This is a genomic window from Cyanobium sp. BA20m-14 (assembly GCF_024346295.1).
Genome location: NZ_JAGQCR010000038.1, coordinates 1 through 17,766, shown reverse-complemented (window position 1 = coordinate 17,766; position 17,766 = coordinate 1). Strand labels below are relative to the sequence as shown.

General features: G+C 64.8%; 23 protein-coding genes, 1 tRNA gene and 1 riboswitch. Of the genes, 13 read left to right on the top strand and 11 right to left on the bottom strand.

Features of this window, described 5'->3' with window-relative positions:
* A partial coding sequence (locus tag KBZ07_RS05615; protein WP_254930688.1) for an FAD-dependent oxidoreductase occupies positions 1–1,121 on the bottom strand: 1,121 nt, incomplete at its 3' end.
* Positions 1,122–1,170: 49 nt separating this feature from the next.
* Between KBZ07_RS05615 and KBZ07_RS05610 the strand changes: the two genes are divergently transcribed.
* Both KBZ07_RS05610 and lptC read left to right on the top strand, forming a co-directional pair.
* Complete coding sequence (locus KBZ07_RS05610) at positions 1,171–2,778, top strand: methionine--tRNA ligase (protein ID WP_254930687.1); 1,608 nt, start codon at positions 1,171–1,173, stop codon at positions 2,776–2,778.
* Between the two features lie 62 nt (positions 2,779–2,840).
* Positions 2,841–3,968, top strand: a complete 1,128-nt coding sequence (gene lptC, locus KBZ07_RS05605) for an LPS export ABC transporter periplasmic protein LptC (protein ID WP_254930686.1) — start codon at positions 2,841–2,843, stop codon at positions 3,966–3,968.
* On the opposite strand, the gene KBZ07_RS05600 is transcribed toward lptC, so the two are convergent.
* A complete protein-coding gene (locus tag KBZ07_RS05600) occupies positions 3,868–4,569 on the bottom strand; it encodes a cofactor assembly of complex C subunit B (protein ID WP_254930685.1) in 702 nt (233 codons plus the stop codon). The genes lptC and KBZ07_RS05600 overlap by 101 nt on opposite strands.
* A gap of 68 nt (positions 4,570–4,637) precedes the next feature.
* Between KBZ07_RS05600 and psb32 the strand changes: the two genes are divergently transcribed.
* The 6 genes from psb32 to KBZ07_RS05570 all read left to right on the top strand — a co-directional run bounded on the left by psb32 (position 4,638) and on the right by KBZ07_RS05570 (position 8,818).
* Complete coding sequence (gene psb32 / locus KBZ07_RS05595; protein ID WP_254930684.1) at positions 4,638–5,333, top strand: photosystem II repair protein Psb32; 696 nt, start codon at positions 4,638–4,640, stop codon at positions 5,331–5,333.
* A 4-nt stretch (positions 5,334–5,337) separates the two neighbouring features.
* Positions 5,338–6,483 carry a proton extrusion protein PcxA gene (gene pxcA, locus KBZ07_RS05590; protein ID WP_254930683.1) on the top strand — a complete coding sequence of 382 codons (1,146 nt, stop codon included), beginning with the start codon at positions 5,338–5,340 and terminating at the stop codon, positions 6,481–6,483.
* Positions 6,470–7,033, top strand: a complete 564-nt coding sequence (gene cobU / locus KBZ07_RS05585) for a bifunctional adenosylcobinamide kinase/adenosylcobinamide-phosphate guanylyltransferase (protein ID WP_254930682.1) — start codon at positions 6,470–6,472, stop codon at positions 7,031–7,033. The genes pxcA and cobU overlap by 14 nt, the downstream gene beginning before the upstream one ends.
* 19 nt (positions 7,034–7,052) lie before the next feature.
* Positions 7,053–7,574: a tRNA (cytidine(34)-2'-O)-methyltransferase gene (locus tag KBZ07_RS05580; RefSeq protein ID WP_254930681.1), complete on the top strand. Its 522-nt coding sequence runs from the start codon at positions 7,053–7,055 to the stop codon at positions 7,572–7,574.
* A gap of 173 nt (positions 7,575–7,747) precedes the next feature.
* Positions 7,748–8,704 (top strand): M23 family metallopeptidase, encoded by a 957-nt coding sequence (locus KBZ07_RS05575; protein WP_254930680.1) that lies wholly within the window; start codon positions 7,748–7,750, stop codon positions 8,702–8,704.
* Positions 8,705–8,744: 40 nt separating this feature from the next.
* Positions 8,745–8,818, top strand: a tRNA-Met gene (locus tag KBZ07_RS05570).
* A gap of 56 nt (positions 8,819–8,874) precedes the next feature.
* Here the strand turns inward: KBZ07_RS05570 and KBZ07_RS05565 are convergent.
* Positions 8,875–9,186, bottom strand: coding sequence for a hypothetical protein (locus KBZ07_RS05565; RefSeq protein ID WP_254930679.1), 312 nt, complete (start codon positions 9,184–9,186; stop codon positions 8,875–8,877).
* Between the two features lie 175 nt (positions 9,187–9,361).
* On the opposite strand from KBZ07_RS05565, the gene KBZ07_RS05560 reads away from it, so the two are divergent.
* Entirely contained in the window at positions 9,362–9,952 is a 591-nt protein-coding gene (locus KBZ07_RS05560) for a peroxiredoxin (RefSeq protein WP_197148815.1), read from the top strand.
* Here KBZ07_RS05560 and purQ read toward each other — a convergent pair.
* Positions 9,945–10,607, bottom strand: a complete 663-nt coding sequence (gene purQ / locus KBZ07_RS05555) for a phosphoribosylformylglycinamidine synthase subunit PurQ (RefSeq protein WP_254930678.1) — start codon at positions 10,605–10,607, stop codon at positions 9,945–9,947. The genes KBZ07_RS05560 and purQ overlap by 8 nt on opposite strands.
* A complete protein-coding gene (gene purS / locus KBZ07_RS05550; RefSeq protein WP_254930677.1) occupies positions 10,604–10,876 on the bottom strand; it encodes a phosphoribosylformylglycinamidine synthase subunit PurS in 273 nt (90 codons plus the stop codon). Before purS ends, purQ begins: the two co-directional genes overlap by 4 nt.
* A 159-nt stretch (positions 10,877–11,035) precedes the next feature.
* Between purS and KBZ07_RS05545 the strand changes: the two genes are divergently transcribed.
* Positions 11,036–11,407, top strand: coding sequence for a hypothetical protein (locus KBZ07_RS05545; RefSeq protein WP_254930676.1), 372 nt, complete (start codon positions 11,036–11,038; stop codon positions 11,405–11,407).
* A gap of 13 nt (positions 11,408–11,420) precedes the next feature.
* Here the strand turns inward: KBZ07_RS05545 and cobW are convergent, their stop codons facing one another.
* From cobW to KBZ07_RS05530, 3 genes are all read right to left on the bottom strand, one after another.
* Positions 11,421–12,500: a cobalamin biosynthesis protein CobW gene (gene cobW, locus KBZ07_RS05540; protein ID WP_254930675.1), complete on the bottom strand. Its 1,080-nt coding sequence runs from the start codon at positions 12,498–12,500 to the stop codon at positions 11,421–11,423.
* Position 12,501: 1 nt separating this feature from the next.
* Entirely contained in the window at positions 12,502–13,161 is a 660-nt protein-coding gene (locus tag KBZ07_RS05535; protein ID WP_254930674.1) for a HupE/UreJ family protein, read from the bottom strand.
* A 15-nt stretch (positions 13,162–13,176) separates the two neighbouring features.
* Positions 13,177–13,324, bottom strand: a riboswitch (cobalamin riboswitch).
* Between the two features lie 10 nt (positions 13,325–13,334).
* Positions 13,335–13,823: a pentapeptide repeat-containing protein gene (locus tag KBZ07_RS05530; protein WP_197148804.1), complete on the bottom strand. Its 489-nt coding sequence runs from the start codon at positions 13,821–13,823 to the stop codon at positions 13,335–13,337.
* Between the two features lie 39 nt (positions 13,824–13,862).
* On the opposite strand from KBZ07_RS05530, the gene upp reads away from it, so the two are divergent.
* The 3 genes from upp to ilvD are packed head-to-tail and all read left to right on the top strand — an operon-like array spanning position 13,863 to position 16,556.
* Positions 13,863–14,519: a uracil phosphoribosyltransferase gene (gene upp / locus KBZ07_RS05525; protein ID WP_254930673.1), complete on the top strand. Its 657-nt coding sequence runs from the start codon at positions 13,863–13,865 to the stop codon at positions 14,517–14,519.
* Between the two features lie 25 nt (positions 14,520–14,544).
* The gene (locus tag KBZ07_RS05520) at positions 14,545–14,832 is read left to right on the top strand and encodes a hypothetical protein (protein WP_254930672.1); all 288 of its coding nucleotides are present in this window, start codon (positions 14,545–14,547) and stop codon (positions 14,830–14,832) included.
* 53 nt (positions 14,833–14,885) lie between these two features.
* Positions 14,886–16,556 (top strand): dihydroxy-acid dehydratase, encoded by a 1,671-nt coding sequence (ilvD, locus tag KBZ07_RS05515; protein ID WP_254930671.1) that lies wholly within the window; start codon positions 14,886–14,888, stop codon positions 16,554–16,556.
* Here ilvD and KBZ07_RS05510 read toward each other — a convergent pair.
* The 3 genes from KBZ07_RS05510 to KBZ07_RS05500 form a co-directional block, all read right to left on the bottom strand.
* On the bottom strand, positions 16,540–16,926 hold the full coding sequence (locus KBZ07_RS05510; RefSeq protein ID WP_396123934.1) for a hypothetical protein: 387 nt from the start codon (positions 16,924–16,926) through the stop codon (positions 16,540–16,542). The genes ilvD and KBZ07_RS05510 overlap by 17 nt on opposite strands.
* Positions 16,919–17,461 carry a CIA30 family protein gene (locus KBZ07_RS05505; RefSeq protein ID WP_254930669.1) on the bottom strand — a complete coding sequence of 181 codons (543 nt, stop codon included), beginning with the start codon at positions 17,459–17,461 and terminating at the stop codon, positions 16,919–16,921. The genes KBZ07_RS05510 and KBZ07_RS05505 overlap by 8 nt, the downstream gene beginning before the upstream one ends.
* Positions 17,458–17,766, bottom strand: a 309-nt coding sequence (locus tag KBZ07_RS05500) for a 6-phosphogluconolactonase (RefSeq protein ID WP_254930668.1), incomplete at its 5' end; no start/stop codon positions are given. The genes KBZ07_RS05500 and KBZ07_RS05505, both read right to left, overlap by 4 nt.

Genomic DNA, 17,766 nt, shown 5'->3' with positions numbered 1-17,766 from the left:
ACGGCGATTGCACTGAGCTGGCCGTCATCGTCCCTGCTGGGGGGGGCAATCGACGCACCGGCAGCCTGGGGCAGCAGGTCCTGTTCGCGCACCAACTCCCGACCCACCAGGCGACGGCCCTCTCGCCAGTAGGGCATCAGGGCTAGGGCCTCCGCACCGCTGAGCTGGCCATCTTTGGCGCCATGGCTGGGGAAGCAGGCTGCCGCCCGCAGCCAACCGCCGCTGGCCGCATGCAGCGCCGCTGCAAAAGCCTGGCTATGGGCCCGCATTGCCCCGTACACCGCCTGTCGACGCTGCGGATCGGGACCAAACAGCTCGCCGACCCCTTCATGCCAGTCATTGCCGTGCAGCGGCCAATTCAGCATCACTAAACCACCCGGCAGACGCCCGTAGGTAATCGTGCGCTCGAGGCCGAAGGTGGCGGCGGCATCGGTGAATGGGGCTGGCAGGGGCGGATGGGGCCCGGCGCTATCGGGCCCTGGTGGTCTGTCAGCGGCCAGCTGGCCCATCACCACCCAGGTGGGCGACTGCACCGGCTGCTGGCGGAAAAACGGCTCCGTCTCGAGCCGCTGACGGCTGGGGGCACTGGGTTCCCCCCACTGTTCTTGCGCTTCCCAGCCAAAGCGAAAGGGCACGTCCGCCAGCGCAAAAGTGTCGCCGCGATCGCTGCCGTCGATCAGCAGTTGCAGATCCAGCCTGATGGTGCGCTCGCCGCGGCAGAGCTCCAGGGACTCGATTCGGGCGCCCCGCCGCCGGATCGCCGCCAGGGTGGTCGATGGCCACCAGCGCAGCCTGGGTTCGGCCCGGCACCAGTCACGCAGCACCGCCTCGGCCGTGGCGGGCCGGTAGCCGAAGCAACTCACCCAGTTGTGATCCAGCCCGCCCGGCTCCCGCCGCTGCAACTCCCGCAGCAAGGCTCCCCAGAGCCCGGTCTGCCAGGGGCTGAGCTCGTTGCCATCGGGGCAGCAGACCCCGGCGGCGCTCACCATGCCGCCGAGCCAGGCTCCGGGGGTGAGCAGCAGGGTGTCTGCCCCCCCCCGGGCGGCCTGCAGGGCTGCAGCCACGCCGCCCGTTCCCCCGCCCCAAACCACCACATCAACCTGCTCGTGGGCGATCGCCATGGCTGCTGGGCAAGGGCTCAGTGCAGCCCAGCGTGGCAGGGTGGGGGGCATGGCTTTCACCCTCACTACCCCCCTTTATTACGTCAACGATCGCGCCCACTTAGGCAGCGCGTACACCACGTTGGCGTGCGATGCGATCGCTCGCTTTCAGCGCTTGAGAGGGGAGCAGGTTGTGTTCATCACGGGCTGCGATGAGCACGGCCAGAAGATCCAGCGCACCGCTGAAGCCTCCGGGCTCAGTCCCCAGGCCCACTGCGATGCCATCAGCGCCGGTTACCGCGATCTCTGGAGCCGCTGGCAGATCAGTCACGACAGCTTCATCCGCACCACCAGCCCCCAGCATCAGCAGTTGGTGCGGCAATTCTTTGCCCGGGTGGAGGCAAATGGCGATGTGGTGGAGGGGCGCCAGCAGGGCTGGTATTGCGTCGCCTGTGAGGAGTTCAAGGACGACGCCCCGGGCAGCCAGGACCCGGAATGCAGCATTCATCGCAAACCCCTGGAATGGCGCGACGAGGTCAATCTCTTCTTCCGGCTCTCCCGCTATCAGGCCGAGGTAGAGGCCATGATCCAGAGGCCGGGTTTCATCCTGCCGGCCACTCGCCAGAAGGAGGTGGAAAATTTTGTTAGCCAGGGGCTGCGCGATTTCTCGATCTCCAGGCTGGACCTCCCCTGGGGGATCCCGGTGCCCGGCCACCCGGGCCACACTTTTTATGTGTGGTTTGATGCCCTGTTGGGCTATCTCACCGCCCTGCTTGATCCAGACAAACCCGCCCTGCTGGAGCAGGTACTCGAGCGGGGTTGGCCCGCCCAGCTGCACGTCATCGGCAAGGACATCTTGCGATTTCACGCTGTGTACTGGCCCGCCATGTTGCTTTCGGCAGGACTGCCTCTGCCGGAGCGGGTTTTTGGCCACGGCTTCCTCACCCGGGAAGGCCAGAAAATGGGCAAGTCGCTTGGCAACGTGCTCGATCCGGAGGTGTTGCTGGAGCGGTGTGGCCGGGATGCGGTGCGCTGGTATCTGCTGCGGGACATTGCCTTCGGCGACGATGGCGATTTCCAGCAGCAGCGCTTCGTCGACCTGGTCAACAACGATCTCGCCAACACGATCGGCAACCTGCTCAACCGCACCTCATCGATGGCACGGCGCTGGTTTGCCGATGCGGTGCCCCCCGCCGGCGGGGCAGCTGCAGCAAGCCATCCCCTGGCCCTTGTCGCCCTTGAGACGGCAAGCAAAGTCAACGAAGCACTTGCAGCGCTCGATTTTCGTGGGGCGGCGGAAGCCAGCCTGCAGCTAGCCATATCCGCCAACGGCTATCTCAACGACCAGGCCCCCTGGCAGCGGATGAAGCACGACGACCAGCGGGACCAGGTGGGATCAGACCTCTACGCGGTGCTGGAAGCCAGCCGTTGGCTGGCGGTGTTGCTGGCCCCGATCGTGCCCGATCTCTCCAGTCGCATGTTGGCGCAACTCGGCCAGCAGCCCTTCAACAGCGATCGTCCAAAGGAGGCTGGCTCTCCCTCTGACCAGCCCTCTGACCAGCCCCAGGGCCAGTCCCCCTGGCTTGCGGCCCAGCAATGGGGGGTTCTCCAGCCTGGTCTGGCCCTGCCCGAGCCCGAGCCTGTGATGCGGCGGCTCGAGCTGGATTCACCCCTGTGATGGAGCGTTCAGCTGGCAAGCCTGGTTCAGCCCCATGGGCCAGGCCCCTTCTGCTCCTTGCCATGGGCAGTGCGGCCCTGCCCCTGCTGTTGCTCGGCTGTCGACCGCAGGACGCTAAGGAAGAGCCTCCCCAGCCATTTGTGTTTCGCTCCCTAAACCTGCGTCAGAAGGGCACCGATGGACTGCCCCTCTGGGAGTTGAGCAGTCCGGAAGCCCGTTATGACCTCGGCCGCAGGGTGGCCCAGGCCCGCGATCTCAGCGGCACGATCTATGCCAAGGGCCAGCCCGCCTATCGCCTCAAGGCAACCAGTGGCACGGTGATCAATGACGGCGAAGTGGTGCAGCTCGAAGGCCTGACCAGGTTGGTCAAGCTGGGGCCCAAACCCCTGCTGATCACAGCCCAGAGGCTGCGCTGGTACCCGCGCCAGGAGCGCATGGTGATTGATCACAGCCCCCAGGCCAGCCAGGGGGATCTGCGCCTCAGCTCAAGGCGAGCCCTGGTGTTGTTGCAACAGGAAAAATTGGAACTGCGCGGCAAACCCCTGCTGGAACGCAGCGGCAGCGACCAGTTGAAACTGGCCCTGAAGGCTGTCGACTGGTATGCCCGCACTGGCCAGTTGGAAGGCATGGGCCCGGTTCGGGGGGAGCGGCGCCTCCCGGCCAACGTCGTACAGACCCTCACTGCACCACGCCTCAGCGGCAATTCCCTTACGCGGGTGATTGATCTGGCTGCCCCCGTGCAACTGCTCGACCCGAGCCGCAAGGCCCGCCTCGATGCCAGCGACACCCGCATTGAAATGGCCCTTGAGCGCATCAGCAGTCCCCACCCCTTCACCGCCCAACTCGACCAGTCCCGCTTGAGCGGCCAGGGCTTTGAGGTGTTGGGACGCAGCCACACCGTGCTGATTCCCCAGGCCTGCCGGATCCAGCAGCCCGGAGACTCCCTGAAGGCAAACAGGTGCAGCTGGAACTGGCAGACCAACGAGGTTGCCGCCGATGGGGGCGTGGTGTTGCGCCGCCAGAGCCTCAACCAGATCACCCGAGCCGAGCGGCTCACGGGTCTGCTGAGCAAGGAGGGACGAGCCGAATTCAGCAATCCGGGAAATCGGGTGCTGAGTCAGGTGAAGGTGCCACCCCGGTCTGAAGCGGGGCCCCGTCGATCGGCAAAACCCCCTCCATTCGCCCCGTAAGGCGGCGGGTCCAGCCCTCGAGCCAGCTGAGGTCGCTGCGACTGAAGCAGCGCGGCGACCAGCCCCCGAGCACCACCAGACCCTGGGAGCCAAAAGGTTGGACCACCACGGCCGGTAAACCGGGGCTCAGGCGCTCAAATTCGGAACGCCCCGGATAGAGCCGCAGATCCACTAGGGAGACGACCCTGCCCCTGCTTTGGGCAAGCTCACAGGTCGCTCCGGGCACAAATGCGGTTTCTGCCAGCAGGCCCCGACGCAGCAGACAACGTCCCTGCCAGAACACGACAACCACCGCTGCGGCGCTGGCGGTGAGCAGCATCTGGCTACCCCAGCCCAGCTCCTCGGCCAGCTCGGCGGGAAGTCCAGCGGCCAGCTCCAACCCCTGGCTGCCCTGGAGCTCCACCCGGGCCGCCGCCTCAGGGACCGCCCGGGTCCACACCACCCCCACCAGCATCAAACCCACGGCCAGCATGCTGGCGAGAACGGCTGCCCTCTCCAGGGCCGGATCAAGCGAGGCGGCGGTGGTCTGGTTGAGCACCACCAATGCCAGAGCCAGCCCACCTGAGCAAAGACAGATCCGCGCGGGGATGGAGGCGGTCATGTCCACACAGCAGGAGGCGACAACAGGGCCAGCTAGGGGCAAACTAGGGTGAAGCGTTGCCTCTTCCGTTGCTGCATTCTTCGCAACCGAGCCGTTGGCTCCCCCTGCTGGGTCTGCTTGCTGCCCTGACCGGCAGCCTGCTCAGCCTGTTGTTCGCCACACCGGCCCTGGCCGTTTCAGCCAGCGACCTTCCCGCTGCTCCGCCCCAGGAGAGGGTCCTCGATTCGGCTGGGGTGCTCAGCCGGTCAGCCGTCGCTGAACTCGGCAAAACCCTGGAACGATTCAGCCCAGACCGGGTCGATGCCCACCTGGTCACGGTGAGTCGGCTGGATTACGGCCTCAGCCTCCCCCAGCTCGGAGCCCAGCTCGTCGAGCGGTGGCAGCAGGCGGCAGATGCACCGAACCAGCTGTTGTTCTTGATCGACAGCCAGACCAACAGCGCCACGGTGGCCGCCTCGCCTGAACTCGGCGGCCAACTGGATCCGAACCTGCTGCGCAGCACTGGCCGCACCACCATGACCCTGCCGATCCGGGAAGGCGGGCGTTACCGCCAGGGCAGTCTCGATGCGATGAATCGCCTGCTCAGCGTGCTTGAGGCTGGCCTGGACCCGGGTGAGCCGGTCCTGACAGAGGTTGTAAGCCAACCCACCAATATCCCAACCAAGGAGGAAACCGCCTCCAGCAACGCCTACACCTGGATAGTTGTCCTACTGGTGGTAGGAACCCTGGTGCCGATGCTCACCTGGTGGGTTTTCTCGCGCTGAACCGATGGCACTCACCGATTGGATGGGAAGCTTCGGGCGCGCCCAGGCCCTAGACCTCAGCAACGATCTGGAGCGGGGTTACGAAGCTGCCCTGTTGATTCAGAGCATCGAACTGGAGCACTACAACGATCGCCCGGTCAGGCCCGAGCTCGACCTGCGCATCCCCCGGGCCTCCCAGGCCCAGTTGCTACGGCGATTTCGGGCAGCCCTGGAGGTCTGCCGCCAGACCCTGGCCAGCCTGGAATCCCACCGGGGGGAAATCGCCGGTCAGGAAGTTCGCCAACTTCAGTTGATCCAGTCGGTGGTCGCTCGCTACAGCGATAGGCGAGACCCCCTGCCCACGATCAGCCGCTCGCCGGAGGTTTTACCGCGCAGCCTGATCGGCGTGGTTGACCAGGTCCGGCGCCAGCTGGACCCGGACGCGGAAGCCAATGTGGTGGCAGGTTTTCGCCGCCGCCGCGATTCCACCCTGGTCTCGCTGCGCATCCTGCTGCTGTTGATTCTGGTCCCCGTGCTGGTGCAGCAGGTCAGTCGCACCTACGTGATTTCGCCCCTGGTTGATCGATTTGCCCCAGACAACGCTTTCCTCACCTACCCCAAACCAAAGCTGGAGGAACAGGCGGTCGAGAAATTGCGCGTCTTCCAGGCCGAAATTGAATTTGATGCCCTGCTTAAGGGCAAACCCCTACCCAGCCGTGAGGAGCTGCAAACCCAACTTGCCCTGAAGGCAGATGAACTGAAGGAGGAGGCAGATCTACAGAGCACCCACGCCATCAAGAACGTGCTCTCTGACCTGGGCGGCCTGGTGGGTTTTGTGCTGGTCTGCCTTTTCGGCCAGCGGGATATCCAGGTGCTGAGGGGCTTTCTCGATGAACTGATTTATGGCCTCAGTGACAGCGCCAAGGCCTTCGCGATCATCCTTGCAACCGACATCTTTGTGGGCTTTCACAGTCCGGAAGGCTGGACTGTGTTGCTCGACGGGCTCGCACACCATCTCGGCCTGCCGGCCCGGGAAAATTTCATCATGCTGTTTATTGCCACCTTTCCGGTGGTACTGGCCACGGTCTTCAAGTATTGGATTTTCCGCTACCTCAACCGTGTTTCGCCCTCGTCGGTGGCAACCCTGCGCAACATGAATGGTGGAGGCTGAGGCCCTGCTGGGCTGCCATCTGGTTCTCGGACCTGCCCGCAGTGGCAAAAGTCGCTGGGCCGAATATCTGGCCCTCCGCTCCGGTCTGGCGGTTACATACCTGGCCACCGGACCTGGCGCCTCAGCTGAAGACCCTGCCTGGATGGCCCGGGTCCTGGCCCATCGCCAACGCCGCCCGCAGAGCTGGAGCACCAGGGAGGTGGGGGCAGCCCTGCCCGAGGGCCTGGCCAGCCTGAGCCCCCCGGGGCTGGCCCTGGTGGACTCCCTGGGTACCTGGGTGGCGGCCGGCCTCGAGCTCGACGCCATGGACTGGCAAAACCGCTGCTCCAACCTCTACGACTGCCTGCTTGCCCTGCCCATACCGGCCGTGCTGGTCAGTGAGCAGACCGGTTGGGGGGTGGTGCCGCCAACGGCCATTGGCGGCCTGTTTCGAGATCGGCTTGGCAGCCTGGAACAGCAACTGGCGCCCCTGTGCAGCGGCCTGTGGCTGGTGATCGCCGGCCGGGCCCTCGACCTCCGCAGCCATAGCCTTGCCGTTCCAGAGATCTGAGGGCAGCAGGGGCAAATCCATGCCGCGCATAGTTTTGTACCAGCCCCAGATCCCACCCAACACAGGCAACGTGGCTCGCACCTGTGCCGCCACAGACACCGAGCTGCACCTGGTGGAGCCCCTGGGCTTCCAGATCGACGATCGCCAGCTCAAGCGAGCCGGCCTGGACTATTGGCCCCTGGTAAGCCTGGTGCGCCACGGGAACTGGGACGCATTCCTGAACCATCGCAGCAGCAGGGGCGGCCGCCTCATCGCCCTCAGCAGTCACGGGGGCGCGTCCTACTGCGACTGGCTTTTTAGCCCTGAAGACTGGCTGTTGTTCGGCCGCGAAAGCGACGGCCTGCCCGCCGCCGTCCTCAGCGGCGCCGACGCCACCCTCGCCATTCCGATGGCCCGAGCCGCCCGGGCGGCCCAGCCAGGCGTGCGCAGCCTGAACCTCTCGGTGGCGGTGGGGGTGGTGTTGTTCGAAGCTCTGCGTCAACAGGATTTGCTGACGTTGCCGGGATCGCCAACCAACACAGGGATCACGGCTGCTCGCTGAGGGGTCTGCGGCCCAGTCCCCTTGTGCCCCCCAGCTTCGTCCGCTAACTTCTGGCCGACTTGTGGGTGCTGGCTTCTCCACAAGCCCTGTCCAACGGAGAAATCTGGATGAAGCCTTTGAATTTTTGTCTGAGATTCCTGATTCCCTGCGCCGCAGCTGTGCCTGCGGTGGTGATGGCACTGGCTCCTGACGAAATTCAAGGTGGCTCCATCGACACGCTGGTGGCGGCCCTGCCGGCCCCCAGCAGTGATCGAATCTGGGTCAAGGTGCGCGAGTCAATCAGCGTCGAGGAGCTCTCAGGCTCCCTGAAAGTCGACGAAGAGCGGCTGGCCAAGCTCAATGACGTCGATGAAGACCACAGCTTCCTCCGTGGTGACTGGCTGGTGTTGCCGAGCCAGCAGGCCCGGCAGATCAAGCATTTGGCCTCGATTGACACCAGTGACCTGCGTCGCAGCCCCCCCCTCCATTCCCTGCCACCGGTCCAGGAGGGGGCGGCGGTGCGCTTCGGGGATACCCTGGCCAAAATTGCCCATCGCTACGGCCTAACCCTGCATGAGTTGCTACGGCTCAACCCGGGTCTGGAGACGGCCCGGCTGGTGGTGGGCAGCCAGGTTCGCCTGGCCCAATCTGCTCCGGGTCGCACCCGGATGGTGCTGGGGCTCAAGCCCACGACCAGTGGCGGCGTCAGCTGGCCTGAGTTGCCAGGATTCGAAGGGCTTACTAAGCCCTTTGATGGCCCTAGCTCTGCCCAGGGCTGGATATGGCCCACCCAGGGGGTGTTCAGTTCAGGCTACGGCTGGCGGTGGGGCCGGATGCACAAGGGAATCGATGTGGCCAACAACGTCGGCACGCCAATCGTGGCTGCCAAGGCCGGCCGGGTTGTGTTTTCGGGTTGGCACGATGGCGGCTATGGCTACCTGGTCACCCTGGCCCATGCGGATGGAAGCCGTTCCCTCTACGCCCACAACAGCCGCCTGATGGTTCAGGTGGGCCAGGAAGTGGATCAGGGTTCTGTCATCTCCCAGATGGGCAGCACCGGCCGCAGCACCGGACCCCACCTCCACTTCGAAATCCATCCAGCCAGCTCTGGGGCGGTCAATCCCCTGCAGATGCTGCCGCCCCGCGCCTGAGCTAAGCCGGCATCAGGGCCTGATAAAATCCATCTACCGCGGCTCGGTAGCTCAGCTGGTTAGAGCGTGGGATTCATAACCCCAAGGTCGGGAGTTCAAGTCTCCCCCGAGCCATAGTTTGCTGCCCCGCTCTGGCGGGGTTTTTTATGGGCTCCGGATCCCAGCTGGGCTCAGCGCAGCTCGACGCCGTTGAGTCGGCCGCGCAAGGAGGCCGAATCCGAGCCCTCCTGCTGCGAGGTAGCAAGAGCTGGCTGCGCAGGGGCTGGCAGCTGGCCTGAACCGCCTCGCCGGGACCTGCCGTAGCCCTGGGAGCGCCCTTCAATGGCCCGTATCAACGACTTGCTGCGATTCACCTCGCCGATGCTTTGGCCGTCCTTGGGACGGACCAGGGGGTTGGCTTTCAGCTCGGAGCGCAGCTGGCTAAGCAGGCGGAAGTGGCCTGTGGTGTTGTATTTGCGCAATACGGTCGGCTCCCAGCCCATGCCGTCTTTTCCTGAATGAATTATCTACCTAGCCTATGGTGACGCCGGGCAGGAAAGCTGTGATAAATTGTTGAGCAACCAACTGGTAGTCGATCCGACTTTGCCTAAAGCTCCCTTGCCGGGGCAGGAATGGTCTTCGACAAGCCCGGTTGTCCCCCTTTGCCACCCACTCAGCATGTCCAGGCTCGTTGGCCTCCAGGCACCCGACTTCAGCGCCACTGCCGTGGTGGATCAGGAGTTTAAGGAGATCACCCTGTCTCACTACCGCGGCAAATTCGTGGTGCTGTTCTTCTACCCCCTGGATTTCACCTTCGTCTGCCCCACCGAGATCACGGCCTTCTCAGATCGCTACAGCGATTTCTCCAGCCGCAATTGTGAGGTGCTTGGGGTGTCGGTAGACAGTCAGTTCAGCCACCTGGCCTGGGTCCAGACCGACCGCAAAAATGGCGGCTTGGGCGACATCGCCTACCCGCTGCTTGCCGATCTCAAGAAGGACATCGCCCGGGCCTATGAGGTACTCGATGAGGAAGCCGGCGTGGCGCTCCGCGGCCTTTTCATCATCGATCCCGATGGTGTGATCATGCAGAGCACCATCAACAACCTGCCCGTGGGCCGCAGCGTCGACGAAACCCTGCGCCTGCTTCAGGCCTTCCAGCACATTCGCAGCAACCCAGACGAGGTCTGCCCCGCCAACTGGACCCCCGGGGAAAAGACGATGAACCCAGACCCGATCAAGAGCAAGGAGTTTTTTGCCGCCGTCAACTGACCCAGGCCCTCAGGCTCGTCAACAGGCGCTGCCCATCTAGGCCGCCGGTGCTGGGATCTGCTGCCCTCTCAGGGTGGGGCATCAATCCCAGCACATTTCCCTGACTATTGGTGATGCCAGCCACATCCCCCACAGAACCATTTGGGTTGTTGGCATAGCGCAGTACCACCTGACCATTGGCTTCTAGGGCAGCTAGCTGGTCTGGCTCACACTGGTAGCGGCCTTCCCCATGGGCTATCGGTAAGACGATCCGCTCCCCCTCCCCATAGGCCCCAAGCCAACCGCAATTGCCTGGGTGGACCAGCAGGGGTGCAGGATCACAGATGAAATGGAGGCGGGCGTTGCGGGTGAGCGCACCAGGCAGCAGGCCCATTTCCGTAAGCACCTGGAAGCCGTTGCAAATTCCCAGCACGGGCCCGCCAGCGGCGGCGAATTCCCGCACGGCTGCAAGCAGGGGCGCAAAGCGGGCGATGGCCCCGCAACGCAAGTAGTCGCCATAGCTGAAGCCACCTGGGATCACCACGGCGTCGACATCGCCCAGGTCTGCCTGCCCATGCCAGAGGAAGCGGGTTGGCAGGCCCAGGCAACCCTCCAGGGCCCAGCGCACGTCCCGGTCACAGTTGGACCCGGGGAAGACCACGATCCCGATGCTCATGCGGGCCGCTCCCCGCCATCTTCCAGCAGTTCCAGAGACCAGTTCTCAATCACGGGGTTGGCAAACAGGCGGTCGCTGAGCAATTCCAGCTGGCTTTGGGCCGTGGCACGGTCGTCTGCCTCGAGTTCCAGATCAATCGCCTTGCCGATGCGCAATTTGCGCAACCCGCCAACCCCAAGGCGGGCAGCCGCAGCCCTGGTGGCTTCGCCCGCCGGGTCAAGCACCGATGGCCTGAGGGATACCTGAACACGGGCGCGAAAGAGGGGCACCAGAAGAGCTGGAGGTTTGTTAAATCTTGCCAGCTCGATGGTCCCCTTTCGCCGCCCCTGGCCAACTTGGAGGAAGCCCCTCCCTAAAGGGCCGTGCCCCAGCTTGAACTTCCGAGTGGAATAGCGGCAAGGAAAGCCGCGTCGAGCCAGCGACTGCTGGTGCAGAGAAGTGTGCAGGCAGGTTTGCAGGCGAGCGTGGCGATTGGGCTGGCGCTTGGCTGGCTGGGGCTGCCCGCGGCCCTCGCCGCCGAGCCCGTGCCCCTGCGCTGTCGCCTGGGGGATGGGCCCTGGCAAGCCTGCACCATGGTCGTGGAGAGCCCCGGTGAACGCTGGGAAATTCGGGTGGCGGGGAGCCGGATTAGCTTTCGCCACGACGGCAGCGGCACCGTCACGATGAACAATCCGCCAGATGGTCCCCTGAGCAAGCTGCCCAGGGGTAGGGGCTGGATTCCGGTGCAAACTAGCTGGATTGCCGGCCCGGCCCTCTGTTGGAACGGGGTTTGCGCCCAGGGCGACATTCCCCTCGATTGAGCTGGCTAACCCCTCAGAGCGGTGTAACCCCCTCCAGCAGCAGTGCTTCGATGGCTGGGCGATTGAGTTGGAAGCCCAGAAACACCAACTCCAGCCCTGGTAATCGGCCCGTCTGAACGGCCTGGGAGCCTTGGGCCCCAGCTTCATACCAACACTCCAGGCGGGCGCCCACGGCCTGGATCTGCAGGGGACGGGCCTTGCCGGGGCTCCACAGCAGGCCCTTGACCCTGATCAGTCCAGGCTGGAGCAGCAGGTGGTGCAACTTTTCTTCCAGGGCCAGGCGCTCAAATATTCCGCCTAGCTGCAGGGCAACCGATTCAATTGCAACGTGGCTGTGGTCGTGCTCGTGCTCGTGCTCGTGGGTGTGGTCATGGCCCTCTCCAGCTGCTGGGCTGCTGGCCCTGGCCATGCCCAAAACCAGTTCGGGAGACACCTCCCCCCGCCCCATCGGAACCACGGCAGCGCCGGGGCGGAGACGGGGGGCCAGCTGCCGTTCCACCCCCTCAAGGGCGTCCTTGGAGAGACAGTCCGCCCTACTTATCAAGACCAGATCGGCCGCTTCCAGCTGTTCGCCAAAGAGTTCATCGATATCACTGGCGTGGTCCAGGCTGGGATCGGAGAGGCGCTGGGCCTCCAGGGCGGCCGGGTTGGCCACCACCGCACCAGCGGCCAGGGCCTCGCCGTCGACGACGGCCACCACCCCGTTGAGCCTGATCCGGGTACGGATCTCGGGCCAATTCAGAGCCGCGATCAGTGGTTCTGGCAGGGCTAGACCACTGGTCTCCACCACGATGCCGTCAAGGCTGTCAGCCCGCTCGAGCAGCCGTTCCATGGTGGGCAGGAACTCGTCTTGAACCGTGCAGCACAGGCAGCCGTTGGCCAGTTCCACCAGCCTGGAATCGAGCTCCTCATCAGGACAAAAACCACAGCTGCGCAGGAGGGCCCCATCGATGCCCACCTCCCCGAACTCATTGACCAACACGGCCAGCCGCTGGCCGCCATGGAGGAGCAGGTGGCGCAGCAGGGTTGTTTTGCCAGCGCCCAAAAAGCCAGTCACCACGGTGACGGGAAGGCGTTTTGTTAAGGCCTGCATTTCAGGCTGCCCAGGCTGAGAAAGCCCAGGTGGTTCCGCAGGCGGTCAGGGCCAGGGCCAGCCAACGCAGATTCGCCGGCGAGAGGCGCTTGGCGAGCGGGCGCAGCAACCAGAGGGCAACCAGCAGCAGGCTGCCCTGGCTGAGCAGCAGTCCGGCCCCATAGGCAGCCACCGGCATGGTTGACCAGCCGAACACCGGCACACTCAGCACGTAGCCATGCAGGGCCATTGCAGGCAACAGCAACACCGGGGGTAGGCGGCGCAGCAGCACCAGGGCCTCCACAACCAGGGTGCAGGCCACCAGCGCCTCGGCCCCCGGCAGGCCAGGCCAGGCCAGGCCTGCTGCCCCACCAAGCAAACCAACCAGGAGCAAACCCAGGGCCCAGCTCCAACGACGCTGCAGAGCCACCAGGGAGAGTGCCAGCAGGAAAACCAGGTGATCTGGGCCCAGCAGGGGGTGGGCCAGCCCGCTGATCACACCGTTGCTCCAGGTGGGCTTCAGCTGGCCCAGATCGGCGAAGTGGTGGGCCAGGGCAGGCGAGCTGAACAGCAGCGGCGAGGCCACCAGGGCTGCTGCCAGCCAAAGGGAAGGCCTGAAAAGTGAGTGACTGCGCAGCCCTGGGGCGCTCAGGCCGGAGGGCTGGTGCGTGGAAACTTTCATGGAGCCGGTCCGCGCCGTAGGAAGAACAAAACCGGCGGGCGTTCTGACTGGACGGTCCGGGGACACGCCTTCACAGCTGCGGGACAGTGCCGGATTCACACCGGACTTTCCCCCTTACCTCCGGTGGCTGTTCCCCACCGGAACCGGAATGACGATGCTATCTGGCTTCCTCCCTAGCGGCAGGCCAGGCTCTCTCGGGTGGCCACTCCGGAGACTGGATTGGTCCCGGCCGCACGCAGGCAGAGGGCCTTTTTCTCCGGCATATCGAGCACGGCGTCGGTGAAATCCGCCCCTTCGATCGAAGCTCCTTTGAAATGGCTCTGAAGCATCATCGCGTTGCGCAGCAGCGCTCCGCGCAGATCCGCATCTTCAAAGTGGCTGGCGAAGGCGACGCTGTCATCGAGGTTTGCCTGCTGCAGATCGGCGCCGCGCAGGTCGCTGTTGTTGAAAACCGCGCCGCGCAGGTCGCTGTCACTGAAATCAAAGCCAGCCAGGGATGCCTTGAGAAATTCAGCTTGCTGCAGGTTGCGGCCATGCATGTTGGGCTGAAGATCCTGAAGCGATCTTTGGCTGCGCAGCTCAGGTGCCGTGATGGCCCAGGCAGGCGCCAGCACCAGCAGCCAGGCCATCACGGTGGCGAGGGCTGTCAAAAGGGGGGCCATGGGCGGGCTATTAGGCTGACACCTCAAGTTCTGTCAACCATGGCCATGGCCCTGCGGGTGGTGGTTCCACCCCACCCCCTGATCGGCCACTGGCTGGCCGTGCTCCGGGACCGCAACACCCCTGGGCCGCTGTACGCGAGCGCCACCACCGAACTCGGACGCTGGCTCAGCTACGAAGCCCTCAGGGACTGGCTGCCCCATCGTTCCATCCAGGTGGACTCCCCCCTGGCCGCCACCCAGGCAGAGATCGTCGATGGGGACGTGCCCCTGCTGGCCCTTCCCCTGCTCACCGCAGGCCTAGGGCTCTGGCAGGGGGCCCAAGCGGTGATTCCAAGCGCCCAGGTGCGGCATCTATGGCTGCAGCAGCAGGGAATCAGGGGCCTGGGACGGCCAATCCCCCCCCGCTCCGGGGTGCTGGTTTTCTGCGGAACCGTGGCCACGGGAGAAAGCCTGAACCAGGTGCTGGATCGCCTGGCCGAGCTTGGGGTGAGTGGGGATCGGCTGCGGGTTGTCACCGCCCTGGCCTCCGGGCCGGGCCTGCAGTTGGTGGGCGAACGCCACGGCGATCTCACCATTTACACCGCTGGCATCGATCCCGAACTAGACGGGGCAGGCCAGATTGTCCCCGGCATTGGCGCTGTGGACGAGCGTCTTTTCGCCGGCCCGCTGCTCGAAATGGCTGTCCCTACTGCCTAGGCTGGCCTTAATCAGGATCAGATTGATGGGTGCTCACAACGGCAAAACCAATTCCGGAGCCAGCGGTTCGATGCTGAGCCTGCTGGCCGGCGCCGCACTCGGTGCTGCCTGGCTGGGCTGGTGGTTGCTGGCCGAGGCGGAGCAGCGGCGCCAGGGCAAGCGCCAACCCATGCGCCAGGGGCCCAAGCCGCCGCGGCCGCCCGCCGCCCTGGAAGCACCTCCAGACAGGGAGCTCCATGACCGGGTGCATGAGCTAAACCAGGCGATCGAGGATGTGCGCCGCCAGTTGGAAACCATGAATACCCGGGGTTGAAAGCGGGCCTGGTTTGGTCCGGTCGGTAGGTTTTCTGAAGCCGACCCACTGCCATGCTCCGCTCCGCCGCGATTACCCAGGGGATCCAGCGCTCTCCCAACCGGGCCATGCTGCGTGCAGTGGGTTTTGGTGATGGCGATTTCAACAAGCCGATCATCGGCATCGCCAACGCTTACAGCACAATCACGCCCTGCAACCTGGGCCTCAACGACCTGGCTCACCGGGCCGAAGCGGCCGCCCATGCCGCCGGGGCCATGCCCCAGATGTTCGGCACGATCACGGTGAGCGATGGCATCTCGATGGGCACCGAGGGAATGAAGTACTCCCTGGTGAGCCGGGAGGTGATCGCCGATTCGATCGAAACCGCCTGCAACGCCCAAAGCATGGATGGCTTGCTGGCAATCGGCGGCTGTGACAAGAACATGCCCGGGGCAATGCTTGCCATGGCACGCATGGACATCCCGTCGATCTTTGTGTACGGCGGCACGATCAAGCCGGGCAAGCTCGGCGCCTGCGACCTCACCGTAGTCAGTGCCTTTGAAGCGGTAGGCCAGTACAGCGGCGGCCGCATCGACGAGCAGGAGCTCACTGCGATCGAGAAAAATGCCTGCCCCGGCGCCGGCAGCTGCGGTGGCATGTTTACGGCCAACACGATGAGCGCGGCGTTTGAGGCGATGGGCCTGAGCCTCCCCTACAGCTCCACCATGGCCGCTGAGGATCAGGAGAAGGCCGATTCCGCCGCCCGCAGCGCCGAGGTACTGGCCGAGGCGATCCAAGCGCAGATCTGCCCCCGGGATCTGATGACCCGCCAGGCCTTCGAAAATGCCATAACCGTGATCATGGCGGTGGGCGGCTCCACCAATTCGGTACTGCACCTGTTGGCGGCGGCACGCACGGCCGGAGTCGAACTGAAGATCGACGACTTTGAGACGATCCGCCAGCGGGTTCCTGTGATCTGCGACCTCAAACCAAGTGGCCGCTATGTGACCGTGGATCTGCACCAGGCTGGCGGTATCCCCCAGGTGATGAAGCTGTTGCTGGATGCGGGTCTGCTGCACGGGGATTGCCGCACGATCGAAGGCAAGTCCCTCAAGGAGGTGCTGGCCGATGTGCCGGCTGAGCCTCCAGCCGGCCAGGACGTGATCCGGCCCCTGAGCAACCCCCTCTATGCCAAGGGCCACCTGGCGATTCTCAAGGGCAACCTGGCCACCGAGGGTGCTGTGGCCAAGATCAGCGGTGTCAAAAATCCAGTCATCACTGGCCCGGCTCGGGTATTTGAGAGCGAGGAAACATGCCTTGCCGCCATCCTCGACAAGCAGATCAAGCCCGGTGATGTGGTGGTGGTGCGCCAGGAGGGTCCGGTTGGCGGCCCTGGCATGCGAGAAATGCTCAGCCCCACCGCTGCAATCGTGGGCCAGGGGCTGCTCGATTCGGTGGCGCTGATCACCGATGGACGCTTCTCCGGTGGCTCCTTCGGCCTGGTGGTGGGCCATGTGGCTCCCGAAGCCGCCGTGGGCGGCACCATCGCCCTGGTGGAGGAAGGCGACAGCATCACCGTGGATGCCAATCAGCTACTGATCCAGCTGAACGTGGACGATACCCAGCTGGCCCGTCGCCGCTCCAGCTGGGTCCAGCCCGAACCGCGCTACAAAACTGGGGTGCTGGGTAAGTACGCCCGTCAGGTGAGCAGCAGCAGCCTGGGGGCAGTCACTGACCAGGCATAAAGGCCAGCTGGGCCCTGAGACGTCGGGCCAGGCTTTCCAGCGGGGCCCCATCCTGGGGCCGCTCACAGCGCAATCCCGTGCCAGCCTCCATCCACACCGGGTGACTGCCATGCCAAAGGAGGGGGCGCTCGGGATCGTTGCTCCAGGCAAGGGTGAGGTTCAGGTCTTTGCCGCTGGGGTAGATCTCCAGCTCAAGATCCTGCTCAGCGCAGCGCACACCATCAAGGTTGCGGGCCTCCAGGCGCAGTATGAATTCATGCTCCGCCGACTGGTCTGAGAGGGGAAGAACCGCATGTCTCAGGGGCTTGCGGCAAAGATCTGCTGCCGCTGCCACCAGCTGGGGCAGGTTGGCGGCAAGGGGCTCAGACAAAGCCACGGATTGCATGCAATTCGAGATGGATCTCGCCCGCTCGAAAACCCGTATTCGGCCCCCCATCATCGGCGAAACGGGAATGCAGCACTTGCAGCCGGGTGATGCGGCTCGGATCGAAGCGCAACGGCAAACCCACGGGTTTGGCCCGCACCGAAGGCCGCAGATCGGCGAAGGGAATCCGGATCACGCTGGAGCCAATGGCCTCCGTACCAAACTCAAACACCCAACGCAGGCCTCCTGGGATCAGGTTGGTCAATCCCGCCAGACCATCAGCGCAGGCCACGGCGAGCTTGAAACGCCGCCCCTCACCGACCAGATCCAGCTCCAGGCCGAGGCAGGCAGAAAGATCAAGCGGTGGGGAAAACAGGGGGGATCGGCAGCTGATGAAGCCACCACCCGCCTCGATCACGGTGCCCTCAAACACAAGTCCCCCAGGGCCTATGCGGCAGCTTCCCTGGCTGCGCCCTCCCATCACCGTGTCATTGAGGGCATGCCATCCGCTAAAGCCATCCCCGCTGGCAATGGATATCACGGCTCCAGGCCCGCAGCCGCTGCCCGGTCAGCCAGGATCAGCACTTCGCCGCTGGGGTGCACGAGCTTTGCAGGCGTACGCTCCGGGGCCTCCAGGGGATCGAGTAAGCGCCTGAGCGCCTCCACCTTGCCGCTGCCGCTCACTAGGAATATCACCTGCCGCGCCGCCGAGAGGGTCGGCGCTGTGAGGGTTACCCGGGGCAGACCCTTGCCTTCACCGAGGGTCACATAGCGATCCACCACGGTGGGGGCGGCGGTTCCCGGAAATAAAGAAGCTGTGTGGCCATCGTCGCCGAGGCCCAGGAG

Bases quoted from the DNA above. Each gene is read 5' to 3' on its own strand.
- KBZ07_RS05530 (WP_197148804.1), bottom strand. From the start codon at position 13,823: ATGGCCCCCCTTTTGACAGCCCTCGCCACCGTGATGGCCTGGCTGCTG.
- KBZ07_RS05565 (WP_254930679.1), bottom strand. From the start codon at position 9,186: ATGGGCTGGGAGCCGACCGTATTGCGCAAATACAACACCACAGGCCAC.
- KBZ07_RS05600 (WP_254930685.1), bottom strand. From the start codon at position 4,569: ATGACCGCCTCCATCCCCGCGCGGATCTGTCTTTGCTCAGGTGGGCTG.
- purQ (WP_254930678.1), bottom strand. From the start codon at position 10,607: ATGAGCATCGGGATCGTGGTCTTCCCCGGGTCCAACTGTGACCGGGAC.
- KBZ07_RS05520 (WP_254930672.1), top strand. From the start codon at position 14,545: ATGGGTGCTCACAACGGCAAAACCAATTCCGGAGCCAGCGGTTCGATG.
- cobW (WP_254930675.1), bottom strand. From the start codon at position 12,500: ATGCAGGCCTTAACAAAACGCCTTCCCGTCACCGTGGTGACTGGCTTT.
- KBZ07_RS05610 (WP_254930687.1), top strand. From the start codon at position 1,171: ATGGCTTTCACCCTCACTACCCCCCTTTATTACGTCAACGATCGCGCC.
- pxcA (WP_254930683.1), top strand. From the start codon at position 5,338: ATGGCACTCACCGATTGGATGGGAAGCTTCGGGCGCGCCCAGGCCCTA.
- KBZ07_RS05580 (WP_254930681.1), top strand. From the start codon at position 7,053: ATGCCGCGCATAGTTTTGTACCAGCCCCAGATCCCACCCAACACAGGC.
- lptC (WP_254930686.1), top strand. From the start codon at position 2,841: ATGGGCAGTGCGGCCCTGCCCCTGCTGTTGCTCGGCTGTCGACCGCAG.
- upp (WP_254930673.1), top strand. From the start codon at position 13,863: ATGGCCATGGCCCTGCGGGTGGTGGTTCCACCCCACCCCCTGATCGGC.
- ilvD (WP_254930671.1), top strand. From the start codon at position 14,886: ATGCTCCGCTCCGCCGCGATTACCCAGGGGATCCAGCGCTCTCCCAAC.
- cobU (WP_254930682.1), top strand. From the start codon at position 6,470: ATGGTGGAGGCTGAGGCCCTGCTGGGCTGCCATCTGGTTCTCGGACCT.
- KBZ07_RS05575 (WP_254930680.1), top strand. From the start codon at position 7,748: ATGGCACTGGCTCCTGACGAAATTCAAGGTGGCTCCATCGACACGCTG.
- KBZ07_RS05535 (WP_254930674.1), bottom strand. From the start codon at position 13,161: ATGAAAGTTTCCACGCACCAGCCCTCCGGCCTGAGCGCCCCAGGGCTG.
- KBZ07_RS05560 (WP_197148815.1), top strand. From the start codon at position 9,362: ATGTCCAGGCTCGTTGGCCTCCAGGCACCCGACTTCAGCGCCACTGCC.